Below are 22,072 nucleotides of genomic sequence, written 5' to 3'. Positions count from 1 at the left end.
AAAACTACGAAGTAGTAGATTGCCCCTCAGAGTTTTATCGATCTTGTTAACTCTGGATCGCACAAATCTACCTCCCCTGTAGTGGGTGTTCCAGGGCTCGAACGTTATCTAGAAATCTTGTGGAGACACACAACATGGTGAAGAATATTAAACGCCTAATCGTTGGAGCCTCCGTGTTCGCAACTGTCAGTGCGATCGCTAACGCTCCTGCATTTGCAGCATCTATCATCAATGCAACAGTTGGAGGTAATGCATCTTTTCTGACTTACACAGTCATTGGCGGTCAAACCGTAGTAGACGGAACCAATAATGTACAGGCAGCATTAGATGGTGATAGCAGCGCTCCAGGCGGCAATGTCGAACTATTTTCTAATAGTGAAGCAGGTTCTCTCTATTCCAGCGCCGGAGCAACCTTGGCCCAAAAGCTAACCGCTTTCAACAATTTTTTGGGTTACAACGAAGTTAAAACTTTGGATGGTCAGCTCAACGGTAAAAACATCAGCCTCAGCAGCTTAACCGCTCTAGATTGGCTAGGAGCTAGCAACGTTACTACTCTCCAGACAGCCCTCAGTTCTAATACACCTGCTATCCAAAAATCTGCGGCGATCGCCTCGCTCTACAATTCATCCAATTTAGCAACCACTTGGTTTAACACCACCCTAACTCAGTACGGGATGGCACCTAACCAAAACCTATTTAGCACCTTTTTGCTAGCAGGTGGGCTGCAAAGATTTAGTGACCCCAACATCTCTTATGTCAATCAAGACGATCAAACTGGGTTGATTAAGATTGGCTTAGCTGGACATTTCAATGCTGCCCCGCTATTAGGATTACCGGGCACCATTCAGGCCAGTGAACTAGTCAAAGTTAGCTACAACGGACAAGCGAGCCAGTACTTACGTAGCTATCAGGCGACTAACTCTGGGCTCGTCTCCAAAGATGGTACAAATTCTCACACTGGCAATTACGAAGTCTCGTTGCAAGGTGAATTACCACCAAAGTCCACCCCTGAGTCAGTTCCTGAGCCTTCACTAGCACTGGGCTTATTTAGTCTGGGTGGCTTGTTTGCCGCTAAGCGCAAGCTAACCAAACAAGCCTCAAACTAATTATTAATTCAAATTCAATCAAAACCAGGGAGCGATCGCTCCCTGGTTTTGATGTTGTGGTGTGAGTCTAGAAAATTTTCGTTTATATCCGCTTAATGTTCAGATAATTTTTATCGCTACTAAGTCTCACGTCACTTAAATACTTTAATCTTGTTAAACCTTGCCGCAATCAGTTCAACGCTGCTGTTAGTCGAGCCTTGCGTTAATGGGTCAGGACAGATACTATAGGCTGCGAAATTGGATGTAACCAATTTAACTTAGAAGCTGATAGAGTCTCTAACTAAAATTTGGTCTCCAGATTGGGTAGCTTTGTGCAAAAGGAATTATAAGGATGAGCCAGGATGCAGATGAGTTAGGACAATGCAGTGCCCGAATCTTGCTGATTGAGGATAATGACTCCAATCGGCAACTGCTGAGTGACTATCTCAATTACTGCGGTTATACCGTACTAACTTTGGCCGCAGGTGCTGGATTTTTCGCGGCGATCGCTCAATTTCAGCCTCATATTGTGCTTTTAGATCTGAAATTACCAGATATCGATGGATACACTCTTTTAGAGCAACTGCAACAACGTGGGGAAGAGTTCCAAGTCCCTGTAATTGTCGTTTCAGCGTTTGCTTTTCAGTCTGACCAGCGGCGAGCATTGAGTTTAGGGGCTCGTCGTTACTTAGTCAAACCAGTGAACCTGAACCTACTCAAACAAGCAATCCGAGAGGAACTGCCCTACTCGGTCCTATAGAAATTCCTCTGCTAAATCCAGATTTATTTGGCTCTTTGTTCTATAACAAAGGTTTCAACAAGCTGGCTCAAGGTTTGTACTGAGGCACCTGCTTCAGAAATTTGAGATTCCAACTCTGCAATTAGCAGGGTTGCCGTTTGCAATTGATTTAGAATTTTATCAATAGCATTGCGAGTTTGTGACTCAAACTCTTCGATTTCCATACTTTTACTACTTAATTAATAGTCTTAATACATACATTTACAACCATAGCAATTACGGAGAGAAGAGAGAATCCGTTAATTCGCTTAAGATTTCTAGCTGTTCTAAAATAAAGGTATAGGGCCACACTTCTCGGACACCCTATGGGTTGAAGCTCAAGATTCTATAGTTTTCAGTTCGTTTATTTTTCTAATTTGGCCTGTGACCCTATCCTCTCAAGTTTTGCCACTGCTGAAAGAGCCTGAGCGCCTCGAAACTCGATTGAAAGAGATTCCAGCAGAGCCTGGGGTTTACTACATGCGGGATGTGAGCGATCGCATTCTCTATATTGGTAAGTCGAAAAAGCTGCGATCGCGGGTGCGCTCTTATTTCCGTGATTTACAGTCACTCAGCCCTCGCATCGCGTTGATGGTGCGACAGGTTGCAGAAATTGAGTTTATTGTCACAGACACAGAAGCTGAAGCCTTAGCGCTAGAAGCGAACTTAATTAAGCAGCATCAACCACATTTCAATGTGCTGCTTAAAGATGACAAAAAATATCCTTATCTCTGCATTACCTGGTCAGAGGATTACCCCCGCATCTTTATTACTCGCAAGCGACGGTTGGGTAATGAAAGAGATCGGTTTTACGGTCCCTACGTCGATACTCATTTGCTCCGCAGCACCCTGCATATTGTGAAGCGGATCTTTCCCTTGCGGCAGCGTCCCCAACCTCTGTTTAAGGATCGTCCCTGCCTTAATTTCGATATTGGTCGTTGCCCAGGCGTTTGTCAGCAAATGATTTCGGGCGAAGATTATCGCAAAATTGTACAGAAAGTCGCGATGGTCTTTCAAGGGCGTACCGGGGAACTGGTTGACACCTTAATGGTGCAAATGGATCAAGCTGCCGAGGCTTTGAACTTCGAGCAGGCGGCTCGCCTCCGTGACCAGATTAATGGCTTGAAGTCTTTAGGTGCAGAGCAAAAAGTAGCGCTCCCCGATGACACCATTTCTCGCGATGCGATCGCGTTGGCCGCAGATGAGCAGCATGCTTGCATTCAACTGTTTCAAATTCGCGCTGGTAGATTAGTAGGACGATTAGGCTTTGTCGCCGATGCTCAATCGGGAGAACCAGGTGCGATTCTAGAGCGAGTATTGGAGGAGCATTACCAAACGGTAGATGCAGTCGAGATTCCCGCAGAAATTCTGGTGCAGCACGAACTACCAGAAAGCGACATGCTCGCCGAGTTCCTAAGCGATCGCAAAGGACGCAAAGTTACAATTGTCGCGCCGCAGCGCCAAACCAAAGCTGAGCTAGTTGAAATGGTAGAGCGCAACGCGGAGTACGAGTTAGCCCGAACTCAGCGCTTTGCCGATCGCAATGCTCAAGCGATGTTAGATCTAGCCGAAGTGTTAGATCTGCCTGACATGCCGCGACGGATTGAAGGTTATGACATTTCGCATATTCAAGGTTCCGACGCTGTCGCTTCTCAGGTCGTGTTTGTAGACGGTATACCTGCCAAACAGCACTATCGGCACTACAAAATCAAGAATCCTACTGTGACCACAGGGCACTCGGATGACTTTGCCAGCATGGCAGAAGTGATTCGGCGGCGGTTTCGTAAATATGCCACTGATCCGCAGTTGCCAAGGGTAGGCAATTCAGATTGGCCCGATTTAGTCATGATTGATGGCGGCAAAGGCCAACTCTCGGCTGTAGTTAGCGTACTGCGGGAGCTGAATTTATTAGAAGAGTTGCGCGTGGTCAGTTTAGCGAAAAAGCGAGAAGAAATCTTTTTGCCAGGGGAGTCTTTGCCTTTAACCACAGAAGCAGAACAACCCGGAGTCCAACTGTTGCGTCGTCTTCGGGATGAGGCTCACCGCTTCGCCGTTAGTTTCCATCGCCAGCAACGCAGCGATCGCATGCGCCGCTCTTGCTTAGAAGATATTCCTGGGCTAGGGCATCATCGCCAAAAAGAACTGTTAGCTGCTTTTCGCTCAGTTGACTACATTCGGGAAGCGACCCCGGAACAACTCACAAATGTTTCTGGGATTGGCCCTCAGATAGCTCAGAAAATCTACGACTACTTTCATCCGCAGCCCTAGTTTTCTAGCAAGACGGGTTAAATAAACCTGACCGAACTAGAGTAAGGTCTAGCTCTGCTTAAGTTGTCACTACGTAGCCAAATTGCTGATCGTTGCCTAAATCCTTCTTAAGGAAGAACCATTTTCTTAATTTAGTTTTAATGATTGGTAATAGCTTTATTTGACGCGATCGCTTTGAAGGGTTAGATAAAGTCAGGATCAATATATTCTTTTGAGTTTGCCTTCAAATCTTGCGATTTAGAGGTTAAACATTTGTGCTGACCCAGAAAACTTGTGTTCATTTTCTATAGCAAGAAATCATGACAAAATGCTTGGATCTTCCTGGCAATGCAGTTTGTAGTTTTACTGCCCTTGGCAGCAAGATTGAGGAACAGCTTTGCTCTGCGTAGACGACACCAAAAGACTTATAAAAGCTCAATGCATTATGCTGCTTGAATTATGACGGAACGTGGAGGAGTTTAACTAGGAAACATTTTGTAGTTTTAGTAACAATTGCTTCTATTATTCTCCAATAAAATATTATCCAACGCTCAGTAAACTCATTAAGAAAGTTCATAAACATAAGTAAAATCTCATAAAAAATTCGCAGAATTGTTTAGAGAACTCTGTAATCATCGAAGAAGTTAGTATCGAGCAGTCCCAAATCAACAGCGCTTTTAGCTAATAGCAGTATTGCGGGGATCGCTCTCTCTGTAGGCGATCCCCAAGCTCTGAAATCTAAAATCTAACTAAAGCTTGATTGCCGATCTGCATAAATGCCAACATAATAGAAGAGTCAGGAGACGATGACTTCTGCACTTTTAATCTCAGATTAATTTAGTAAGCTTCGATACATTTTGTTTCGAAAATCTTAGAATTACGAATTTAATTCGTGAACCTTGCCCTTAATCCCTCCTAATTGTTGAGCTAGCTGCGAGAGTATTAAAATGCGTGTTCTAGAAACCTTACAAGTTGTTCGTTGCCCTAATTGTGGTAGTCATGCCGAACGTCATCATCTTTCAGATGATCATTTGACTCGAACCCAATGCCAAACTTGTGATTATTTAATGATTACTTGCACAATCACAGGCAAAGTAATCGAAGCGTATGCTCCTGGCATCTACGCCCGTCATTAGATTTGCACTTGCGATTGCCGCACCGCAATCGCAGCAGCACGGTAGGAGTGACCTTAAGCGATCGCTCCTACTTTTTTTGCCCGCAATTGACCGCAAGCGGCATCTGCTTCCAAACCCCGCGATCGCCGCACACTCGCAGCAATATGATGCTGTTTTAAGCCATTGAGGAAAGCCTGAATCCGCTGTGGGCTAGGGCGTTGATAATCTACTTCACTAATCGGGTTATAAGGAATTAAGTTGACGTGGCTTTGAAAACCTCGTAGATGTTCCGCCAGTTCCACCGCATGTTCTGGGCAGTCATTTAACCCACCCAACAAGATGTATTCAAACGTGACCCGTCGCCCAGTTAGCTGCACATACTCACGGCACTCAGCCAGCAAGTCTTGCAGAGGATACTGTCTCGCACTTGGAATTAGCTGCTCTCTGACTGCTTGATTAGAGGCATGCAAGCTCACGGCCAAAGTGGTTTGTAGCTGGTGTGCTGCTAAACGCCGAATGCGACCCGGAATGCCTACGGTTGAGATGGTCATGGCTCGTTTACCAATGCCCACATCCTCGTTCAGCGATCGCACCGCACCCAGCACATTGTCTACATTGAGCAAAGGTTCGCCCATGCCCATGAACACGATGTTGCTGACTCGTTGTTGAAAGTCTTCTTGAACTGTCAAAACTTGATCGACAATTTCGTGTCGCTCCAGATTACGGAGGAAACCACCTTTACCTGTAGCGCAGAAGTCGCAACCCATCGGACAGCCGACCTGAGAAGACACACAAACAGTCAGACGCTTTTCCGTGGGGATGCCTACGGTTTCAATAATTTGACCATCAGCCAGCCGCAGTAGAAACTTGACGGTGCCATCAGGGGCGGCGGCTCGGTAATGCAACGTCGAGCGCCCTATAGGCACATCAGCGACCGTGGAACGCCATTGCTTGGAGAAGACTGAAATCTCGTCCAGCGATCGCACGCCTTTTTGGTAAATCCATTGGTGTAACTGCTGCCCTCGATAAGCAGGCTGTTGCTGTTGTTTCACCCACTCCGTTAGCTCCGCCACGGAAGCACCTAGCAGGGGGGGTGAAACTACTACAGATGGCATCGGAGTCGCAGTTCCTGATTGACCAACAGTGATAGCCTGTGCCACAGGTTGAGCGGAGTAAATTCTATCCATGCGTTTTCTCAATTTCAGGAGCGACTAGCGTTGTCAACAATTGCAGTTGCGATTCTGACAAACTTTTTATTGTAGAACTTTGGCCTCTCGGTGCTAACTCACGCAACTACATTCTTCCGCTGCCATGTAGGTGAATTAGCTGGTCTAGGGATTTTTATTCTAGCTCAATTGGCCCGTGCAACCTTGGACAGCGCTTTTAATTCAGGCTTCTTGCAGTCAGAATTCCAGGCTAGAGAAGTTGCAGTCCAACTTGGATTCTGCACTCAGGCAGATAAAATCAAGTTTGTAGCTGAATCCTAAAGTCTCATGCCGTTGGATCTGCCGATTTTGTCCCATCTCTGGAGTGGCTGCTATGGGCTTATGGCCTTTGAGTTCAAGTCTCCAGGCCCCATATTAGTTGAGTTGGGACCTCTCACTATTCGTTGGTATGGCCTCTTAATTGCCTCGGCTGTGCTGATTGGGGTCAGCTTGTCCCAAGCTTTGGCGACGCGTCGCCGAGTTGATCCCGATTTGATTGGCGACCTAATTATTTGGTTAGTTGTCGCTGCCATCCCCTCTGCTCGGCTGTATTACGTACTGTTTCAGTGGCAAGAATATGCTCAACGACCAGAAGATATCATTGCCATTTGGAAAGGAGGCATTGCGATTCATGGCGCTATTCTGGGCGGTTTGGTTGCCAGCCTAATTTTCGCCAAGATCAAACGAGTTTCGTTTTGGCAATTAGCAGATTTAGTCGCACCATCTTTGATTTTGGGACAGGCGATCGGGCGGTGGGGCAATTTCTTTAATTCAGAGGCGTTTGGGCGGCCTACGAATTTGCCCTGGAAGTTATTTATCCCTCCCGAACAGCGTCCTATAGGGTATGAGAATGTGGCTTATTTTCATCCCACTTTTTTCTATGAGTCTCTGTGGAACTTTATGGTGTTTGGGATTCTCATCACCTTGTTTTTTCGGGGGCTACGAGGGAAACCTGCGTTGAAGGTGGGGACACTGTTTTTAGTTTATTTGGTCAGTTACAGCTTGGGTCGGTTCTGGATTGAAGGGCTGCGCACAGACAGCTTAATGATTGGCCCGCTTCGAATTGCTCAAATTATTAGTTTGGTGGAAATCAGCATCGGTCTTGCTGGTTTATTTTGGCTCTACCGACTTCGTCGCCCTTTACCGGATGTGGTGGCTGCTCAGGAAACAGAGCCGAAGTTGCGTCAAGAATCGGATCATCTTCCTTAAACTTGGAAATTTAAATAAGAAAAACCCCAGAAGCTGAATGGCTTCCAGGGTTAAATCAGGGTGCATCTACCATTCCATAATCCAACGGCACAGTAGCCAATCCGGATAGTTTGAATTCTGGAGCGATCGCTTTATCAAGTCTTTACGGTTACGCTTTTAGAACCAAGAGCTTGAGGGCACCTGTCCCCAAACCCCCGCTGAGGGACGCAGTCGTCCCTCAGACCCCCTCCAGAGGTAACTTCACGTACGGGGAGGCTCTAGACTGACTCCTCTACAACTAAAGACTGAATCAAGATTTATGACTACGTTTGATATTAATTCTGTTGTCAGCCAACTCCCTGAAACCCAGGATAAATCTGGTCTAGTGCCTGCCGTTTACATTGTCGGGGCGGGTCCGGGTGATCCGGAGTTGCTGACGATTAAGGCGCAAAGGTTGTTGGCGCAAGCGGATGTGATTTTGTTTGCGGATTCTTTGGTACCTCGACAAATTTTGCAGGGTGTGAGAGCTGATGCAGAGTTGATTCGCACAGCTAATAAGACGCTGGAAGAAATTTTGCCGCTGATGGTGGAGCGGGTGCAATCGCAAAAGTCGGTGGTGCGGTTGCATTCAGGGGACCCAAGTTTGTATGGAGCAGTGCATGAGCAGATGCAGGCTTTGGCGGAGGCGGAAGTGCCTTTTGAGGTGATTCCTGGAATTAGTGCGTTTCAGGCGGCGGCGGCGAAGCTGCAAGTGGAGCTAACGGTGCCAGGGTTGGTACAGACAATTATCTTGACTCGGATTAGTGGTCGTACCGAGGTGCCGGAGGCGGAGGAGTTAGCGGGTTTGGCGGCACACAAGGCGAGTCTTTGTCTCTACCTCAGCGCTCGTCATGTGGAAGCATCTCAGGCGAAGTTGATGGAGCATTATGCCGCAGATACCCCGGTGGCAATTTGTTTCCGCATCGGTTGGCCTGATGAAAAAATTCGGGTGGTGCCGCTGAGTGAAATGGCTACGGTGACGCAACAGGAGAACTTGATCCGGACTACGCTCTATGTGATTAGTCCTGCTCTAACAGCAACTCAGGCGCGATCGCGGCTCTACCATCCAGAGCACGATCATCTCTTCCGCCAGTAGGATTCTAGTCAGATTAGAACTGAGCTGTGGTTTTCCTCTCGTGAGTCTGTAATACACTGAGCGATGTAGTGCCAATCAGGTATAGACCCTTGCTAGACGAACAAGCGAAAAAGACAATCCTGCGTAAAATTCCCCACGGGCTCTACATTTGTGGAGTCAAAGAAGGGGAAGAAGTAAATGGCTTTACTGCCAGTTGGGTTATGCAGGCTTCCTTTAAGCCCCCTCTCGTCGTCAACTGTGTCAAACAGGACTCCCGCTCTCACGCCATGATCAAGAGCAGCGGTGTCTTTGTCCTAAGCTTTTTGGAAGCAGGACAGAAAGACCTGGCGCAAAAGTTTTTTCAACCGCAGCGTCGAGTCGGTAACAAGTTCGATGATGTCGAGTTTTACCTCGGAGAAACGGGTTGCCCAATCATTTCCGAAGCTTTGGGATATGTGGAATGCCGCGTAGTTGGTGCGGTCGAGCAAGGCGATCACACGGTTTATGTAGGTGAAGTGATTGCAGCAGGCACTCATCGTGAGGGCGAGCCTCTCTTGCTAGAGAGCACAGGCTGGCAATACGGTGGCTAACACTTTGATTGCTAAGAGGTTGTGAGGGCTGAGTCTTGGGCTTAGCCTAAACAAGCAGCTCATCAGATCGTGAAGTTTAGAATTTTCATATTGTTACTATGCCTTTAATCAAGGTTCAAACTTCTATTTCTGCTCCAAACAAGTCCCAAGTAGACAGCTTACTCAAGCAGTTGTCGGCTGGGCTAGCAAAACATACCGGTAAGCCTGAATCTTACGTGATGACGGCTTTTGAGCCAGAAGTCGCCATGACTTTCGGAGGTACGTCTGATCCTACATGCTACGTGGAGATTAAAAGCGTAGGCACAATGGGACCAACCCAAACCAAAGCGATGAGCCAGGATTTCTCGCAACAAATTGAGCAAGCTTTGGGGATTCCTGCCAATCGCACCTACATTGAGTTTTCTGACGCTAGAGGCTCGATGTGGGGATGGAATGGCTCCACGTTTGGCTAAGGTGAGGCGATCGCTAATTGCACGCTAATTGCACGCTAATTGCGATCTAGTTCTGATTGGTTGAGTTCTCGACACTTTGCCTCTGCTGCCTGAAACGCCTCCAGATAGTCTTTGCCCCCTAACATCGCATCCCCGTAATACTCATAGGGGGCAGGTCCATACACAGGCAGCGGATCGTCCTCTGGATAATCTTCTTTGGCTTCTTCGATCGCAGCTTTCAATTTCTTGACGCTCAAGCGCTGAGCTGGGAAATACCAAATCTCTTCGGGAGCGCGGTTTAGGTGGGGCAACGCGGGATCAACAATAGCATCTTCAACTTCCAGCCAGCAGTGCTCCATTGGCTTGTAGGGTATGCCTGGCAGCACCAGAAATCCTTGCACATAGGCAACTCCTGGAATCAGCAAGGCTGCTTCGTAAGCATTGTCGAAGGAGGTTTTGGCTTTGTGACTAAGTCGCTGAGCAATCTCTTCCGAGAGAGCAGCGTTTAACGGTTTACTCATTCAAACCCTCCTGAGTTTCTCAAACATGGCAGCCCTGCTGGTTGGCAACTAACCCTTGAGAGTGGGTCTAGCTTGGCCCAACTCCATCAATCAAGTCTTAACTTTCAGTTGCAACTTCTGCCTCTGCCTCAGCGGTAGCATTCTCCTCTACTTCTGACTCTGGCTGCACCACAGGCGGCTTCGGCTGAGTAGGTTTTGGTCCCCGCATCAAAGCAGGATTGACCGGAGTTCTGGCGCGATCGTCTTCTTGATCTCTGCCTCTACCTTTTCTTTTGTCTCTGTCGCCGCCTCTACCACTGCCTCTGTCACTGCCTTTATCGTTTCTATCGCTTTTATCGCGTGAAGGCCGACTTCTGCCGCGTTCTTCAGAGTTACGAGTACCCGAATCGGAAGCTTCCGATCCTTGGAACCCTGTTGCATCACTACTGGGATTGTCTGCAACCTGACGTTCAGACTTCTTGATGGGACGTTCTACCATGATTGAGAAATTCTTTTGCTGATGTCGTCTCTTCCACCTGCTAATGTAGCGTACCGTCTACCCCGGCGGATGAGTTTACGGTTTAGTTACCGTGGAAAATTTTTCGCTCTGGCGTTAGATCTGACGGGCGAGAACTCATTGAAGCTGCTCCAGTCAACCTGGTAAGGCATCAAGCAGCGATCGCACCATCTGCATGCCCAATACCAGCACGAACGCTCCCCCCGCTAGCAAGCTCAAGGGACGCAACACTCCCTGAAGCTGCCGAAGTTTTAGCTCTAATTCTCCTTCGTAGTAAGCGGCGAGCTTTTGCAGCATTTCGTCCAAGTTGCCAGTTTCTTCCCCAGTCCGAATCATTTGCAGCGCGATCGCCGGAATCTTGCCTTGCAGACTGCGGCTTAGAGTTTGCCCCCGCGCTATTTGCTGACTGGCGATCGCTAAGGTTTTAGCAAGTTCTGGGTTAGGAATGCGATCGCGAATTAACTCTAAGGCGCTTAGCAATGGCACTCCACAGCTCAAGGGCAGTTCTAGCTCCGTAAAGTACAACATGCTTTGAGCTTCTAGGAGCGGCTTTAGGACAGGCAACCGCCCTAGAGAGCGATACAAGCTCGAAGTTAGCGATCGCGTTCCAAGCAGATAAGCACCAGCTAATAGCAGCCCTGCGGTGGTCCAAAAACCAGGCTGAACCAAAAAATTACGACTACCTTGCGACAAGACCACGAGCAGCAACACCAAACTGCTCACAGTTGCCCCACATGCCAAAGTCACGGAGCGGTAAAGCCGTGCCCGTCGTTGCTGTTGCTCAGCCGCGATCGCTAGTTTGCGACAAGTTGACGCTAAGCTACCGCTGTACTCAGCCATCTGAATCAAAGCCAAAGTCCACAAGCTCCAAACAGGGGGCTTTAGAGTCATCGCAGTTGCCAAATCCTGACCCTGAGCAACATTAGCACTAGCTTGCTGTAGAGAGCGCTGAAAAGCTGCACTACAATCTTTACCCGCCAAATTCAAGCTTTGCTGCACAGGCAATCCTGCATCCAGCAAAGCCGAAAATTGGTGGAAGAAGCTGGCGATTTCTTTGAGCCTGAATTTAGGAGAGAGCACCGCTGCCAAGATTGAAGTTATAAGTGCCAGCTTGGTCTAATTCGCTTAGCTTAGCAAGCGAGTTTGTATTAACTCAGTGGAACGAAACCTAACGAAACCAGCGATCGCGGAGAAACCAAGCATCACGAGAGTCATAAAAGTGCAGTCGGCCAAAGCCTAAAAATTGCCCATGCGCTTTTTCACCTGATGGGAAGGCTGTAACCCCAAACAAGTACACACCACCAATGTTGGGATTGCGTACCGGACGCAGCCCTACCGTCACAGTCTGACCGGGAGGAATCGGCGGATCGAATGCCACTGAGACCGTCCGCGTTTTGCGATCGCCGATTACTTCACTTAAGGCCACCGCTTGTCTCTTGCCTCTAGGTTCACCCACAAAAGCTTGGGTGTCTTTCAGGTCGTAGCGCAAGGCATCAATCCCTTCTCGCTGTGCGATCGTCACTTTCTGGAGAGGTTCTCCTGCATTTTCCGGTACATCCAAGGTGAAGTAGTAAGTGGCTGACCAAGCATAGGTCGCGCTCTGCGTTGTGGTCGCCTTCACCAATCGAGGAGGTTGCACAAAGTAGACCGTACCATCTGCTAGAGTCACCGCCTGCAATGGCAGATTCAAGCTCCAGGTAGCCGTAGCTGCCGTCAGTAAAATCCCTAAACTAGTCGCAATACCTTTCATCGCCCGTCTCCCACCTAGGTCTACCAACTTCCAGGTAGCTTGTTTTGTCTCTACTTCAGTTGTAGATCAGGTGCTGCGATCGCTGCCGTTAACCACAAGCAAAGAGCAAGAACTTAAGTCTAGTATTTAGTTTCTTTGCGGGTTGTTTCTAAAGTTAATTAGGAGTGAACTTCTACAAAACAGCTCACGCTTTCAAAACCTCGGTGCTATTCTAAATTCAGGCACCGAACAGCTCCTCCTCATTCAATCTAATTGATAACTTCTAGGATCTGAAACGGTTAGCCTCCTGCGCTAGTCAGAATGTTTTCTCCAATGTTCGATCTGACTTTGCAAAAGTAGCTGTATTCGCAAGCAATAAGCAGTTCACCAATTTTACAACTCATCAATCTCGTTATTGGTTTCTTGCTTCCCTTCCCTTACAATCAGCACAACTTTTGTAAAGCTCGTTGCAGAAAATTAAGTGCTTCGTCTGAAGTATCTTAAGCGGTGGTTAAGAGTCTACCTCATAGGCTGTGGTAGACGAGTGATAGGTTATTTCAATGATCAAGGAGGTGTTGTAACCTTTCTCAGATCTGACGAGCAGGCTTCTGTCCACCTTTGAAACAAACTTCCTGATTGACTACTGTTGAAGAGTCTGGCAGCCTTCTGTCAGACTCATTTAGTTTTGTATCACTTTTGCGGACGGGTAAATTTACCTCACGTATGATTTACTGACTTACAAACTCAGCAGTTTTTGTTGTTCTGGTTCATTTTTCTAAGCCAAGCTTTTTGGTTAAATGAATCGACTTTAGCCTGAGACAATTCCGATTTATTTCATAGTTGTCAGGAAATAGATTCGCTAAGCTAAAGGTAAGTACATCCAGGAATTTTTATGCATTCAAGCGTAGATAGTTTTAGCATTTCCAATGGCGTAATGCAGCGACCTCAATGGCAGACAGTTGTAATTTTTGCGTTGGCCTTTTGGCTCAGCAGCAGCCTGATTTTGGACCTGGTAATTATGCCAAGTCTCTACGCAGCAGGCATGATGAGCCAACCTGGATTTGCCGCAGCTGGATACGCCATTTTCTGGCTTTTCAACCGCATTGAATTGCTCTGCGCTGCCATAGCCTTGACGGGAGTTTTAGCACTGCGCTACCTACAACCTGCCTACAACCGCAAGGGTTATGCTGGAGCGGTACTTGCCGCCATATTAGTGGCGATCGCTCTCCTTTACACCTACGCTCTCACGCCTCAAATGAGTGCTTTAGGGATGGAGCTAAATTTGTTTAATACGGCAATCGAAATCCCAGTCGGGATGAACCAGTTGCATGGCAGCTATTGGGCCTTGGAGCTACTGAAGTTTGCCTCCGGCGGACTGTTGCTAAATCTTTGCTACCGCGATCGCATTTAGTTGCGTTTTACCTGCTTCACCAGCAGAGGCACAACCTATTTCTAGCCATGAAAAAAGCTCCTGAGCCAATCGGGAGCTTTTGCTTTAGGTGCCTATAAACCTTGAAAATAAATTAGCTAGGAAACTTCCTCTGGGTCTGGAGGTAAATCGGCACTGGGCCATAACAACCGCACCGCCATTAGGGCAAATCCCAAAGCCGCGATCGCCTTAACCAAGCGAGTTGGCAAAAGATGAGCCGCCCCGTGACCCAAAAGCACCCCTAACAAACTGGCGAACAATAAGGCCGCTGCCGTCCCAAAAAATACGGCCCGTGGAGATTTAGAACTGCCACTCAGGGCGATCGCTGCCACTTGACTCTTGTCGCCTAATTCCGACAAAAAAATGGTGATGAAACTCAATCCAAACAGGTGCCAATCCATAAGGTTTTAAGAAATTGCAGGGCAGCGATCGCGAACCGTTGAAATGTTGATTGAACTAGTTTGTTGGAGCAGTACCTAAAAATGCACGACATCCCACAGGAGGGAAACAGAAACTAGCAACAGAGCTGCTCCCGCAGCCGTCTCCAAGGATTTGGGCGACAGCCGATTAGCTAGCCAACGCCCGACCAGCACACCCAACAAGCTAGTCGTAATTAAAGCCAATCCTGCTCCTGCAAACACCATCCAAGGCGACTGGGATTCCGCACTCATTAGTAGCGTCGTTACCTGGGTCTTATCACCTAACTCCGCGAGAAAAATGGTGACAAAGGTAGAACAAAACACTCCAAACCCCTGCCAACGCTCTTGACGATCCTGAGACATATGCGGAGCACTAGCCTGCCGTGGCAGTTCCACTTCTTCAATCAAAGTTGCATGAATCTTAGACTCTGGCCCATTGAGTTGCTCCATCAATGACTGAGCAGCGGGCGAAGCTGGGACAGGCAGACTAGTAGGGCGGGAAGATAATTGCACAGGTAACGCGCCATTTCATATTCTTTTCATTATTATGCTCAGGGTTGCCTGAAAGATCAATGAATCACGCCAATCTCGCGCTCAAATTTCAGCATTTCTAAACTGCGATCGCCATATACCGCTTCGATTTGCTGCTCGCAGCAGTCGATCGCAAAATCGTTGAGTTCTTCTGGCTCAACATCATATAAATCTTGAAACACATCCGCCTGGACTCGACAGAAGCGAGGACGGTCATCATAAACGCTGCACTCACGACTGTCGTGGTCGAAGTGAACACACCAACCATCCTCGCCTACCATGCTGAGATAAAGTGCTAGCTCATCACCTGATAAATATTGGTCCAAATCAGGGCGATCGCTGGGGTCGAGATGACAACAAGCCCCACAATATTTGACACAACGCCAAGTTGGCATAATCTACAAAGTCTCTAGAAACTGGCCCACTGGGTGGCACTGACAATTCAGATCTACCGCCCCCTGAATGAGCTTAGCGGTTTTTGAAGCGAATGGATGGTAGGCCAATTTTGCCTCGCCTGGAAGTATTTAGAGTTTTGTAAACTTCCTTAAAGAAACCAGGTGTTGACAGGTAAAATAAGCCTCAGGCATTCTAACCCAAGGTACAATTCATTGGGTTAACTCGGGAGGAGAAATGGATTTTCTGTCTGGCCTCGCTGGCAACATTAACTTCGAAGCGATCGCGCAACTCACCTTCGTAGCGCTGATCATGCTTGCTGGTCCGGCTGTCATTTTCTTGTTAGCGGCCGGAAAGGGCGACCTCTAGATTTCTATTGTTTAAACCTGAGACCCAGATTTCGGCTTTAAAACAATCGGCAACAAAGTTTTACCTAAAGAGCTTCAAGTAAGAGAGAGTAATAAAGAGCCTGCTTTACAGTAGGCTCTTTTTCTTTGGTGAAGTTCTCAGCCCAAAGCAGACAGAGCCGTTTTAATCAGTTGATAAAAGAAAGGCTGAGAAACGTCTACTGGCTTGGCTTCGGCACCTGGTTTGAGTAGCCAACCTAATTTCTGCCCTTTCTGAATCACAAGCTGCTCCCCTTCCGAATTGGTGATTCTCAACTCTTTGCCTTTTTGCTGTTCGTAGAGACCACAGGTGTATTGACGACCGCTGTAATCAAACTCAGCCTGTTGAGTAGCAACCGTTGCTGGCGATCGCAAGGCATTTTCAGAGCTAGGCAACCGGACACCAACTAATTCCAATTCCACAGTTTGATTGCCTTGCCACTCATTCACTCGCAGCTTGTAGGCAATATCCACTCGATTGGGCAACGGGTAATATTCCCCCCAACGCCATGCTAAAGCCTGGATTCGAGGTTGAGCGATCGCGGCTAATGGCGTATCAGCTTGGCTAACATCCTGGCTCAAAGTCACCTTAAGGTGAGCTTGGTCTTTTCCGATCAGGCGTTGCTCCACTACCCGCACATTTGGAGTCCAGAAAACTGGATCGGGGTTCTGGATGCCGCAGGGATGCAGTACGTCAATTTGCTCGTAAAGCGAAAGGTCAATTTGCTCCAAGTGAGCCTGCACATCGATGGCGAGGAGAGGCTTGAGCTGATCCGGTTGCAGCGAGGCACGGGCAAAAGTCCGCAGGCGCGATCGCAATTCTTCTAAATTCTCGGCTAAGAGCGTAAAACCACCCGCGGCCTGGTGACCTCCATGTTTTTCTAGAATCTCTTTGCAAAACTCCAATGCCTCAAACACATGGAAGTCAGGAATGCTCCGGGCTGAACCACGAATTTTTTGGTCGTCGTCCTCATAGGTGCCAATGAAGACAGGCACGCCGTAACGCTCAACCAGACGAGAAGCCACAATGCCAATCACCCCGTGATGCCAATTAGGTTGCACAATGACCAACACACGATCGTCCTGCAAGTCAATCTCACTGGCTTCATACCAGGCGATCGCTTCCCGCTCAATCTGAGTACAAAGTTGCTGGCGGTGCTGATTAATTTGTTCGCACTGCATCGCCCGCTCCAGAGCAATGCCCATGTCATCGGTCGTTAGCAGCTCAATCACCACTTGAGGATCGGCAATGCGCCCAACTGCATTAATTCGTGGTCCTAAACTAAACCCGATCGCCTCCGGTTTAAGAGCTTTGGAACTACCCAACCCAGCCACTTGAATTAAGGCTTGCACTCCTGGAATCTGGGACTTGGGTAATCGCTGCAACCCTCTTTTCACCCAGCGACGATTTACTCCGGTTAAAGGCGCTAAATCCGCGATCGTGCCCAGGGTAAACAGTTCTAATAGTAAGTTGCCTAAATCTTTCGCGTCCAGTTGCTGAGCGAGGGTTACAGCCAGAACATAGGCTACCCCAACCCCCGCTACACCTCGATAAGGCGAGTCCTCATGAATCAGTTTGGGGTTGAGGATGGCATTGGCAGGCGGGATTTCTGGTGGGACTTCGTGGTGATCGGTGACGATAACGGCTAAACCCAGTTCACGGGCTCTAGCGATCGGCTTGACCGCAGCAATGCCGTTATCTACCGTCAGAATCAGCCGTACCCCTTCGCGATGGAAGTCCTCCACAATCCGCTCATTGATGCCATAGCCTTCACTCATACGGCTAGGAATGGCGTAATCCACCTCAGCCCCTAAAGCCCGCAAAGCCCGCAGTAACAAGGCTGTGCTAGTCATGCCATCAGCATCGTAGTCGCCACAGATAGCAATTTTATGCTGATTGGCGATCGCCTCTTGCAATAGCTCCACACTTACCGCTAAATCTGGGAAATCTTCTAGCGGCGAAGGTAAGACTTGCAAATCCGGGTCGAGAAAAATTTCTGCCTGTCCCGGTGTAGTGATGCCTCGGTTCGTCAGCACTTGAGCCAGCAGCGGTGAAAGCTGAGTTGCCTGCACGATCGCCTCCACCCGTTCCAACTCACGCTCAGCAATTGCCCAGCGCTTATCTGGCAGACGGTGCTCACGATGGGACAGGTGAGGGGAGGAAGGAACGGGTACTAGCACAAATGTTTTAGTTCAAACACGCTCAGCCGATTGTACTAGTTAAAAGATGGCAACACGACCATCGTTTAACAAATACACAGAGCGATCGCCCGGAGGTCTTCCACCTGGCCGGATTTCAATCCGTAGGGTTTTAGGATTCGGCTGAGAGAGTCTGGCTTGCAGAGGCAGCGCCGTTTCGTCCCAGAAGTACACAGAAATATTGGGTTCTGTGCCACCGCCTTGCACAAACTTCAATTCCTGCCCAGGCCGCATGGGAACTGGATCAGTGCCAAAGACTTTTTGAACCTGCACTAAACTCGCAGTTTGATTGACCACTTCCACACTCACCCGCTGCCCTGGTGTGAACTGAAGCGGCTTAGGGCCGCAGCGAGAAGCGCAAGTGCCCGCCCAAGCAGGACTAATAGCTTGAGTTGGGCTAAAAAGTAGCGTGGTCGCCATTAAGGCGGGTGCAAGTAAAACCGTCGGTAAAAGTTTAGCCATAGATTTAGCCATAGAAAGATTGCAGAAATGAGTGGATCTCTGTGGTTGCTCCCATTAGCAGGATGCCGCACTTTAAGACACATCATGCCCATTGGCTGCAAAATTATTGCCGCTTGGGTCTTAACGCTGCAATCATTTGAACTCTCATAGGCTGAAGCCTTGAGCCATTAGAACTGAGCCTGCGCAAGCTACAAGCATTTTATGAGGCTTGGCTTAGAGGAGGCGCAATTGGGTTTCTCCATCTAGTGCTCGGCTGGAACCTGGATGGTTAGCGATCGCTGGCTGTTCATCTAGCCATTCTTCCTCATCAGTGTCTAGTAAACTTTGGGCCGCTTGTAGCAGATCGCCTTGAATATCTTGCAAATCTTCTCGATTCGCTAAATAAGCTTTTAAAGCAGCTAAAGGATCGATGCTACTACCAACTCCTAATTCTGGCAGACGGGGACGAGCCAACTGGCTAACTAGCTCTGGCTGAATCGTGTAGCTATGAGCCATGTGCAGAGCGGCGTGCAAAGGAGCATTATCAATCTCATCCAGTTGCTCAGAGCGAATTTGATAAATCAGCCGCACCACAGCATCCGCGACTAATTCTGGCTTCAATGCTTTTAGGAGCTTGGCTTGCGGATCTTCCGCCTCCGAAACATTCACTTCAATCGTACGAAATGCTCGGACAGGTAAAGCACAAAACTCCAGCTTCGTAGCCCCTCGCTCTACGTCAACCAGCACAAAGCCCTTGTCCTCCTTTTCCTCACTGAAATCTACCCGCTCAATACTGCCGGGATAGACGACAGGCGGCTCATGACACAGGACTTGATGCCGATGTACATGCCCTAAAGCCACATAATCAAAGCAAGACCGAGCCAGCAACGCCAGTGGAATCGTAAACCCCTTACCCACTGCGAGAAATCGCTCCGCCCCATAGAAAGCTGAATCTGCCATCAAATGGCCCAAGAGCACCGTCGGCACCTCTGGATCAAGACGACGTACCTCTCCTTCGAGCGCCACTCGCAGGCGATCGATCAACAACTGATTCACCTCAGCCATTGATAACCCTTCCGTTTCGGGGCGCGTCAACAACGTCGAGCGCGTCAGCCAGGGCAAAGTAATGATTTGAATTGGGCCGTTGCGAGTAGAGATGAGGTGAGTTTCCAAGCGATCGCCCACCACAAACCCTGGCACCCCCAGCGTCCGGTAAATGCAAAGGCTGGCTCCACCCTGCCCCTGCGAATGCTGATCATGGTTGCCTACCAGCAACACCGTCGGAATCTGGGCATCCACTAAACGCCGGAACTGAGTCGCAAACACCTCCTGTACAATCGGCGGCGGCGTCGCATCTGGAAACGCATCCCCACCAAACAGCACCAAATCCACAGGCTCCGCGATCGCTCGATCAATACAACGCCCCAACGTCGCCACAAAATCCTCCAGGCGCGTATTCAACCCCGTCTCCGGATTAACCCGCCCGTGGGAAAACCCACTGCCCATGTGAATATCAGAAAGATGCAGGATTTTAATTGCCACTTAAGTTCTTCCGGGCGCAACGAATGGATGACGAATGGACTGGCTAAACAACAACTTAGCACTAGGCGAAGGATGAAGGGAGAGAGGAGTGAGGAGACAGAAATAGAAAAACAAAAGTTCAGACGTTAAGAAGTAACGATCGCAGGTATCGAAACGCTTACAGTTGAACTCGCCTGGAGGAGGTCTGGAGGACGCAGCCGTCCTTCAGCGGGGGTTTGGGGGCGAGTGCCCCCAAGGTTCGGGCTCCAAATGAAAACCGCACACAAGAAATTACCAAACCGCTAGATATAACGAGACTTTCCTGAAAAAATAAGCTTCATAGCGGATAAACAAAACAGACTTTGCAAGGGCCAAGGTAGAAAACAGAACATGCGATTAATTTTGTACAGTAAACCTGGTTGCCACCTATGCGAAGGACTACAGGAAAAGCTAGATCAAATTCAAAACTTAAAGATTGATTTAGAAATTCGCGACATTACCACCCGTGAGGACTGGTTTCAGGCTTACCAGTACGAAATCCCCGTGCTTTTACGAGTTAATCCCCAACCAACAGGCACGGTGGAAGAACTCTTACCCCGTCCCTCCCCACGGGCGAGTGTGAGCCAGTTGGAGCAAATGTTACAGAAATATTGGCTAGCAGATCAGTCAGAATAGGCCCAGGATGTGCAGGTGAGGAGTTGCTGACATGAAACTACGAGAATTACTAGCAGCAGTACCAGGCGTTACGCAACCGTCTAGTCATGCCGCATTGGAGTCCGAAGTGAAAGGGTTGACCACCAACTCTCTCGCTTGCCAACCTGGAGATTTATTTATCGGCATGCCCGGAACCCGCGTCGATGGTGGCGAATTCTGGCCCAGCGCGATCGCCTCTGGTGCAGTTGCAGCCTTGGTTTCATCCACTGCTGCTCAAAAACGACCCCACACTGAAGCAGAAGATGCTTGTGTGATTCCTGCTTCCGATATGGTGCAAGCCTGTGCTCAAGTAGCCGCCGCCTTTTACGACTACCCTGCTCAAAAACTGCAACTGGTCGGTGTTACGGGTACCAACGGTAAAACTACCACCACTCATTTGATCGAATTCTTGCTCAACGAAGCAAATCTCTCCACTGCCTTGTTCGGCACCCTCTATGCTCGCTGGCCTGGTTATCAAAAAACCGCAGCCCACACCACGCCCTTCGCGATCGATTTGCAACAGAACCTTGCGGCAGCAGTCGCAGCAGGCTGCGAATACGGCGTGATGGAAGTTAGCTCCCACGCCCTCGCCCAAGGTCGAGTGTTAGGTTGTGGGTTTCAGGTGGCCGTCTTCACCAACCTCACCCAAGACCATCTAGACTACCACCGCGACTTAGAAGATTATTTCGCCGCTAAAGCCCTCCTGTTTAGCCCTGGCTACCTCAAGGGCCGAGCCATTGTCAATCAAGATGATGCCTACGGACGGCGCTTAATCGACCAACTGCCCGCAGAGCAAATCTGGAGCTACAGCACCCAAGACTCCAATGCTGACCTCTGGACCAGCGACCTCACCTACGAAGCCAACGGAGTTAGCGGCACCCTACACACGCCCAAAGGAGCGATCGCTTTCCGATCGCCCTTAGTCGGTCAATTTAACTTGGCTAACTTACTCGCTGCGGTCGGCACCGCTCTCCATTTGGGTTTAGAGCTGGAAACCATTGTTGCTGCGTTGCCTCAGTTTGTGGGCGTACCCGGACGGATGGAGCGAGTCCAAATCAACGATGAGCAAGACATTAGCGTGATTGTGGATTATGCCCACACTCCAGATAGCCTAGAAAACTTGCTGAAAGCGGCGCGTCCCTTTATTAAAGAGCGGATGATTTGTGTGTTTGGTTGTGGCGGCGATCGCGATCGCACCAAGCGGCCTCAAATGGGCAAAATTGCCGCTGAGCTAGCCGATTTAGCCATTGTTACCTCCGACAACCCGCGCACCGAAGATCCAGAGCGGATTTTGCAAGACGTTCTAGCTGGCATTCCCACCACCGTGAAGCCTCTAGTGATTTGCGATCGCGCTGAAGCCATTCGTACTGCCATTCTGGAAGCAAAACCAGGAGACGGCGTGCTGATTGCAGGCAAAGGCCACGAAGATTACCAGATTCTCGGCACCGAAAAAATCCACTTTGACGATCGCGAACAAGCTAGAGCCGCTTTAGAACTGCGGTAAAAGCAGAAACTTTCAAGATTGAAATTGAGCGATCGCCTTACCTAGTTTGAGTTACGC

The 22,072-nt window shown here is 48.8% G+C and carries 24 protein-coding genes; 12 read left to right on the top strand and 12 right to left on the bottom strand.

What is annotated here, in order from left to right; translation table 11 throughout:
* Window positions 1–134 precede the first annotated feature (134 nt).
* Both H6F68_RS23870 and H6F68_RS23865 read left to right on the top strand, forming a co-directional pair.
* Complete coding sequence (locus H6F68_RS23870) at window positions 135–1,106, top strand: NF038130 family PEP-CTERM protein (protein ID WP_190562821.1); 972 nt, start codon at window positions 135–137, stop codon at window positions 1,104–1,106.
* 331 nt (window positions 1,107–1,437) lie between these two features.
* A complete protein-coding gene (locus tag H6F68_RS23865) occupies window positions 1,438–1,845 on the top strand; it encodes a response regulator (protein ID WP_190562819.1) in 408 nt (135 codons plus the stop codon).
* Between the two features lie 23 nt (window positions 1,846–1,868).
* Here H6F68_RS23865 and H6F68_RS23860 read toward each other — a convergent pair whose 3' ends face one another.
* Window positions 1,869–2,048 (bottom strand): hypothetical protein, encoded by a 180-nt coding sequence (locus H6F68_RS23860; protein WP_190438544.1) that lies wholly within the window; start codon window positions 2,046–2,048, stop codon window positions 1,869–1,871.
* 199 nt (window positions 2,049–2,247) lie between these two features.
* Between H6F68_RS23860 and uvrC the strand changes: the two genes are divergently transcribed.
* Together uvrC and H6F68_RS23850 are read left to right on the top strand one after the other, a co-directional pair.
* On the top strand, window positions 2,248–4,131 hold the full coding sequence (gene uvrC, locus H6F68_RS23855) for an excinuclease ABC subunit UvrC (RefSeq protein ID WP_190562817.1): 1,884 nt from the start codon (window positions 2,248–2,250) through the stop codon (window positions 4,129–4,131).
* A 926-nt stretch (window positions 4,132–5,057) separates the two neighbouring features.
* Entirely contained in the window at window positions 5,058–5,246 is a 189-nt protein-coding gene (locus H6F68_RS23850; RefSeq protein ID WP_190438540.1) for a replication restart DNA helicase PriA, read from the top strand.
* Between the two features lie 53 nt (window positions 5,247–5,299).
* On the opposite strand, the gene rlmN is transcribed toward H6F68_RS23850, so the two are convergent.
* Complete coding sequence (gene rlmN / locus H6F68_RS23845) at window positions 5,300–6,412, bottom strand: 23S rRNA (adenine(2503)-C(2))-methyltransferase RlmN (protein WP_399315068.1); 1,113 nt, start codon at window positions 6,410–6,412, stop codon at window positions 5,300–5,302.
* 306 nt (window positions 6,413–6,718) lie between these two features.
* On the opposite strand from rlmN, the gene lgt reads away from it, so the two are divergent.
* The 4 genes from lgt (at window position 6,719) to H6F68_RS23825 (ending at window position 9,774) form a co-directional block, all read left to right on the top strand.
* Window positions 6,719–7,639: a prolipoprotein diacylglyceryl transferase gene (gene lgt / locus H6F68_RS23840; protein WP_199300266.1), complete on the top strand. Its 921-nt coding sequence runs from the start codon at window positions 6,719–6,721 to the stop codon at window positions 7,637–7,639.
* Between the two features lie 298 nt (window positions 7,640–7,937).
* A complete protein-coding gene (gene cobM / locus H6F68_RS23835) occupies window positions 7,938–8,753 on the top strand; it encodes a precorrin-4 C(11)-methyltransferase (protein ID WP_190562815.1) in 816 nt (271 codons plus the stop codon).
* An 89-nt stretch (window positions 8,754–8,842) separates the two neighbouring features.
* Window positions 8,843–9,322 (top strand): flavin reductase family protein, encoded by a 480-nt coding sequence (locus H6F68_RS23830; protein ID WP_190438536.1) that lies wholly within the window; start codon window positions 8,843–8,845, stop codon window positions 9,320–9,322.
* Between the two features lie 98 nt (window positions 9,323–9,420).
* The gene (locus H6F68_RS23825) at window positions 9,421–9,774 is read left to right on the top strand and encodes a phenylpyruvate tautomerase MIF-related protein (protein ID WP_190562813.1); all 354 of its coding nucleotides are present in this window, start codon (window positions 9,421–9,423) and stop codon (window positions 9,772–9,774) included.
* Window positions 9,775–9,809: 35 nt separating this feature from the next.
* Here H6F68_RS23825 and H6F68_RS23820 read toward each other — a convergent pair whose 3' ends face one another.
* From H6F68_RS23820 to H6F68_RS23805, 4 genes are all read right to left on the bottom strand, one after another.
* Window positions 9,810–10,274 (bottom strand): hypothetical protein, encoded by a 465-nt coding sequence (locus H6F68_RS23820; RefSeq protein ID WP_190562811.1) that lies wholly within the window; start codon window positions 10,272–10,274, stop codon window positions 9,810–9,812.
* Window positions 10,275–10,371: 97 nt separating this feature from the next.
* A complete protein-coding gene (locus H6F68_RS23815) occupies window positions 10,372–10,752 on the bottom strand; it encodes a hypothetical protein (protein WP_190562809.1) in 381 nt (126 codons plus the stop codon).
* A 153-nt stretch (window positions 10,753–10,905) separates the two neighbouring features.
* Window positions 10,906–11,850, bottom strand: coding sequence for a type II secretion system F family protein (locus H6F68_RS23810; protein WP_190562912.1), 945 nt, complete (start codon window positions 11,848–11,850; stop codon window positions 10,906–10,908).
* A gap of 88 nt (window positions 11,851–11,938) precedes the next feature.
* Window positions 11,939–12,520 (bottom strand): DUF2808 domain-containing protein, encoded by a 582-nt coding sequence (locus H6F68_RS23805; RefSeq protein ID WP_190562807.1) that lies wholly within the window; start codon window positions 12,518–12,520, stop codon window positions 11,939–11,941.
* 871 nt (window positions 12,521–13,391) lie between these two features.
* On the opposite strand from H6F68_RS23805, the gene H6F68_RS23800 reads away from it, so the two are divergent.
* On the top strand, window positions 13,392–13,910 hold the full coding sequence (locus tag H6F68_RS23800) for a DUF4149 domain-containing protein (protein WP_190562805.1): 519 nt from the start codon (window positions 13,392–13,394) through the stop codon (window positions 13,908–13,910).
* 116 nt (window positions 13,911–14,026) lie between these two features.
* On the opposite strand, the gene H6F68_RS23795 is transcribed toward H6F68_RS23800, so the two are convergent.
* The 3 genes from H6F68_RS23795 to H6F68_RS23785 all read right to left on the bottom strand — a co-directional run bounded on the left by H6F68_RS23795 (window position 14,027) and on the right by H6F68_RS23785 (window position 15,273).
* Window positions 14,027–14,329: a TMEM165/GDT1 family protein gene (locus tag H6F68_RS23795; RefSeq protein WP_190562803.1), complete on the bottom strand. Its 303-nt coding sequence runs from the start codon at window positions 14,327–14,329 to the stop codon at window positions 14,027–14,029.
* Window positions 14,330–14,404: 75 nt separating this feature from the next.
* Window positions 14,405–14,860, bottom strand: coding sequence for a TMEM165/GDT1 family protein (locus H6F68_RS23790; protein WP_399315059.1), 456 nt, complete (start codon window positions 14,858–14,860; stop codon window positions 14,405–14,407).
* 56 nt (window positions 14,861–14,916) lie between these two features.
* Window positions 14,917–15,273 carry a YkgJ family cysteine cluster protein gene (locus H6F68_RS23785; protein ID WP_190438502.1) on the bottom strand — a complete coding sequence of 119 codons (357 nt, stop codon included), beginning with the start codon at window positions 15,271–15,273 and terminating at the stop codon, window positions 14,917–14,919.
* A 235-nt stretch (window positions 15,274–15,508) separates the two neighbouring features.
* On the opposite strand from H6F68_RS23785, the gene psb30 reads away from it, so the two are divergent.
* Window positions 15,509–15,640: a photosystem II reaction center protein Ycf12/Psb30 gene (psb30, locus tag H6F68_RS23780; protein WP_190438500.1), complete on the top strand. Its 132-nt coding sequence runs from the start codon at window positions 15,509–15,511 to the stop codon at window positions 15,638–15,640.
* A gap of 137 nt (window positions 15,641–15,777) precedes the next feature.
* On the opposite strand, the gene recJ is transcribed toward psb30, so the two are convergent.
* From recJ to sbcD, 3 genes are all read right to left on the bottom strand, one after another.
* Window positions 15,778–17,838 (bottom strand): single-stranded-DNA-specific exonuclease RecJ, encoded by a 2,061-nt coding sequence (recJ, locus tag H6F68_RS23775; protein WP_190562801.1) that lies wholly within the window; start codon window positions 17,836–17,838, stop codon window positions 15,778–15,780.
* 39 nt (window positions 17,839–17,877) lie between these two features.
* Complete coding sequence (locus tag H6F68_RS23770; protein WP_206755554.1) at window positions 17,878–18,330, bottom strand: hypothetical protein; 453 nt, start codon at window positions 18,328–18,330, stop codon at window positions 17,878–17,880.
* A 201-nt stretch (window positions 18,331–18,531) separates the two neighbouring features.
* A complete protein-coding gene (gene sbcD, locus H6F68_RS23765) occupies window positions 18,532–19,839 on the bottom strand; it encodes an exonuclease subunit SbcD (protein WP_399315054.1) in 1,308 nt (435 codons plus the stop codon).
* A 369-nt stretch (window positions 19,840–20,208) separates the two neighbouring features.
* On the opposite strand from sbcD, the gene H6F68_RS23760 reads away from it, so the two are divergent.
* Entirely contained in the window at window positions 20,209–20,493 is a 285-nt protein-coding gene (locus tag H6F68_RS23760; protein ID WP_190562797.1) for a glutaredoxin family protein, read from the top strand.
* 31 nt (window positions 20,494–20,524) lie between these two features.
* Entirely contained in the window at window positions 20,525–22,015 is a 1,491-nt protein-coding gene (locus tag H6F68_RS23755; RefSeq protein ID WP_190562795.1) for a UDP-N-acetylmuramoyl-L-alanyl-D-glutamate--2,6-diaminopimelate ligase, read from the top strand.
* Window positions 22,016–22,072 lie beyond the last annotated feature (57 nt).

This window comes from Trichocoleus sp. FACHB-262, assembly GCF_014696035.1.
Lineage (GTDB): Bacteria > Cyanobacteriota > Cyanobacteriia > FACHB-46 > FACHB-46 > Trichocoleus.
This window is presented reverse-complemented; position numbering and strand designations above follow the sequence as displayed.

Coding starts and splice junctions, on each gene's coding strand:
- H6F68_RS23800 (WP_190562805.1), top strand. CDS start 13,392: ATGCATTCAAGCGTAGATAGTTTTAGCATTTCCAATGGCGTAATGCAG.
- H6F68_RS23785 (WP_190438502.1), bottom strand. CDS start 15,273: ATGCCAACTTGGCGTTGTGTCAAATATTGTGGGGCTTGTTGTCATCTC.
- rlmN (WP_399315068.1), bottom strand. CDS start 6,412: ATGGATAGAATTTACTCCGCTCAACCTGTGGCACAGGCTATCACTGTT.
- H6F68_RS23860 (WP_190438544.1), bottom strand. CDS start 2,048: ATGGAAATCGAAGAGTTTGAGTCACAAACTCGCAATGCTATTGATAAA.
- lgt (WP_199300266.1), top strand. CDS start 6,719: ATGCCGTTGGATCTGCCGATTTTGTCCCATCTCTGGAGTGGCTGCTAT.
- H6F68_RS23805 (WP_190562807.1), bottom strand. CDS start 12,520: ATGAAAGGTATTGCGACTAGTTTAGGGATTTTACTGACGGCAGCTACG.
- H6F68_RS23865 (WP_190562819.1), top strand. CDS start 1,438: ATGAGCCAGGATGCAGATGAGTTAGGACAATGCAGTGCCCGAATCTTG.
- H6F68_RS23870 (WP_190562821.1), top strand. CDS start 135: ATGGTGAAGAATATTAAACGCCTAATCGTTGGAGCCTCCGTGTTCGCA.
- H6F68_RS23770 (WP_206755554.1), bottom strand. CDS start 18,330: ATGGCTAAATCTATGGCTAAACTTTTACCGACGGTTTTACTTGCACCC.
- H6F68_RS23760 (WP_190562797.1), top strand. CDS start 20,209: ATGCGATTAATTTTGTACAGTAAACCTGGTTGCCACCTATGCGAAGGA.
- cobM (WP_190562815.1), top strand. CDS start 7,938: ATGACTACGTTTGATATTAATTCTGTTGTCAGCCAACTCCCTGAAACC.
- H6F68_RS23795 (WP_190562803.1), bottom strand. CDS start 14,329: ATGGATTGGCACCTGTTTGGATTGAGTTTCATCACCATTTTTTTGTCG.
- H6F68_RS23825 (WP_190562813.1), top strand. CDS start 9,421: ATGCCTTTAATCAAGGTTCAAACTTCTATTTCTGCTCCAAACAAGTCC.
- H6F68_RS23755 (WP_190562795.1), top strand. CDS start 20,525: ATGAAACTACGAGAATTACTAGCAGCAGTACCAGGCGTTACGCAACCG.
- H6F68_RS23820 (WP_190562811.1), bottom strand. CDS start 10,274: ATGAGTAAACCGTTAAACGCTGCTCTCTCGGAAGAGATTGCTCAGCGA.
- psb30 (WP_190438500.1), top strand. CDS start 15,509: ATGGATTTTCTGTCTGGCCTCGCTGGCAACATTAACTTCGAAGCGATC.
- H6F68_RS23815 (WP_190562809.1), bottom strand. CDS start 10,752: ATGGTAGAACGTCCCATCAAGAAGTCTGAACGTCAGGTTGCAGACAAT.
- H6F68_RS23850 (WP_190438540.1), top strand. CDS start 5,058: ATGCGTGTTCTAGAAACCTTACAAGTTGTTCGTTGCCCTAATTGTGGT.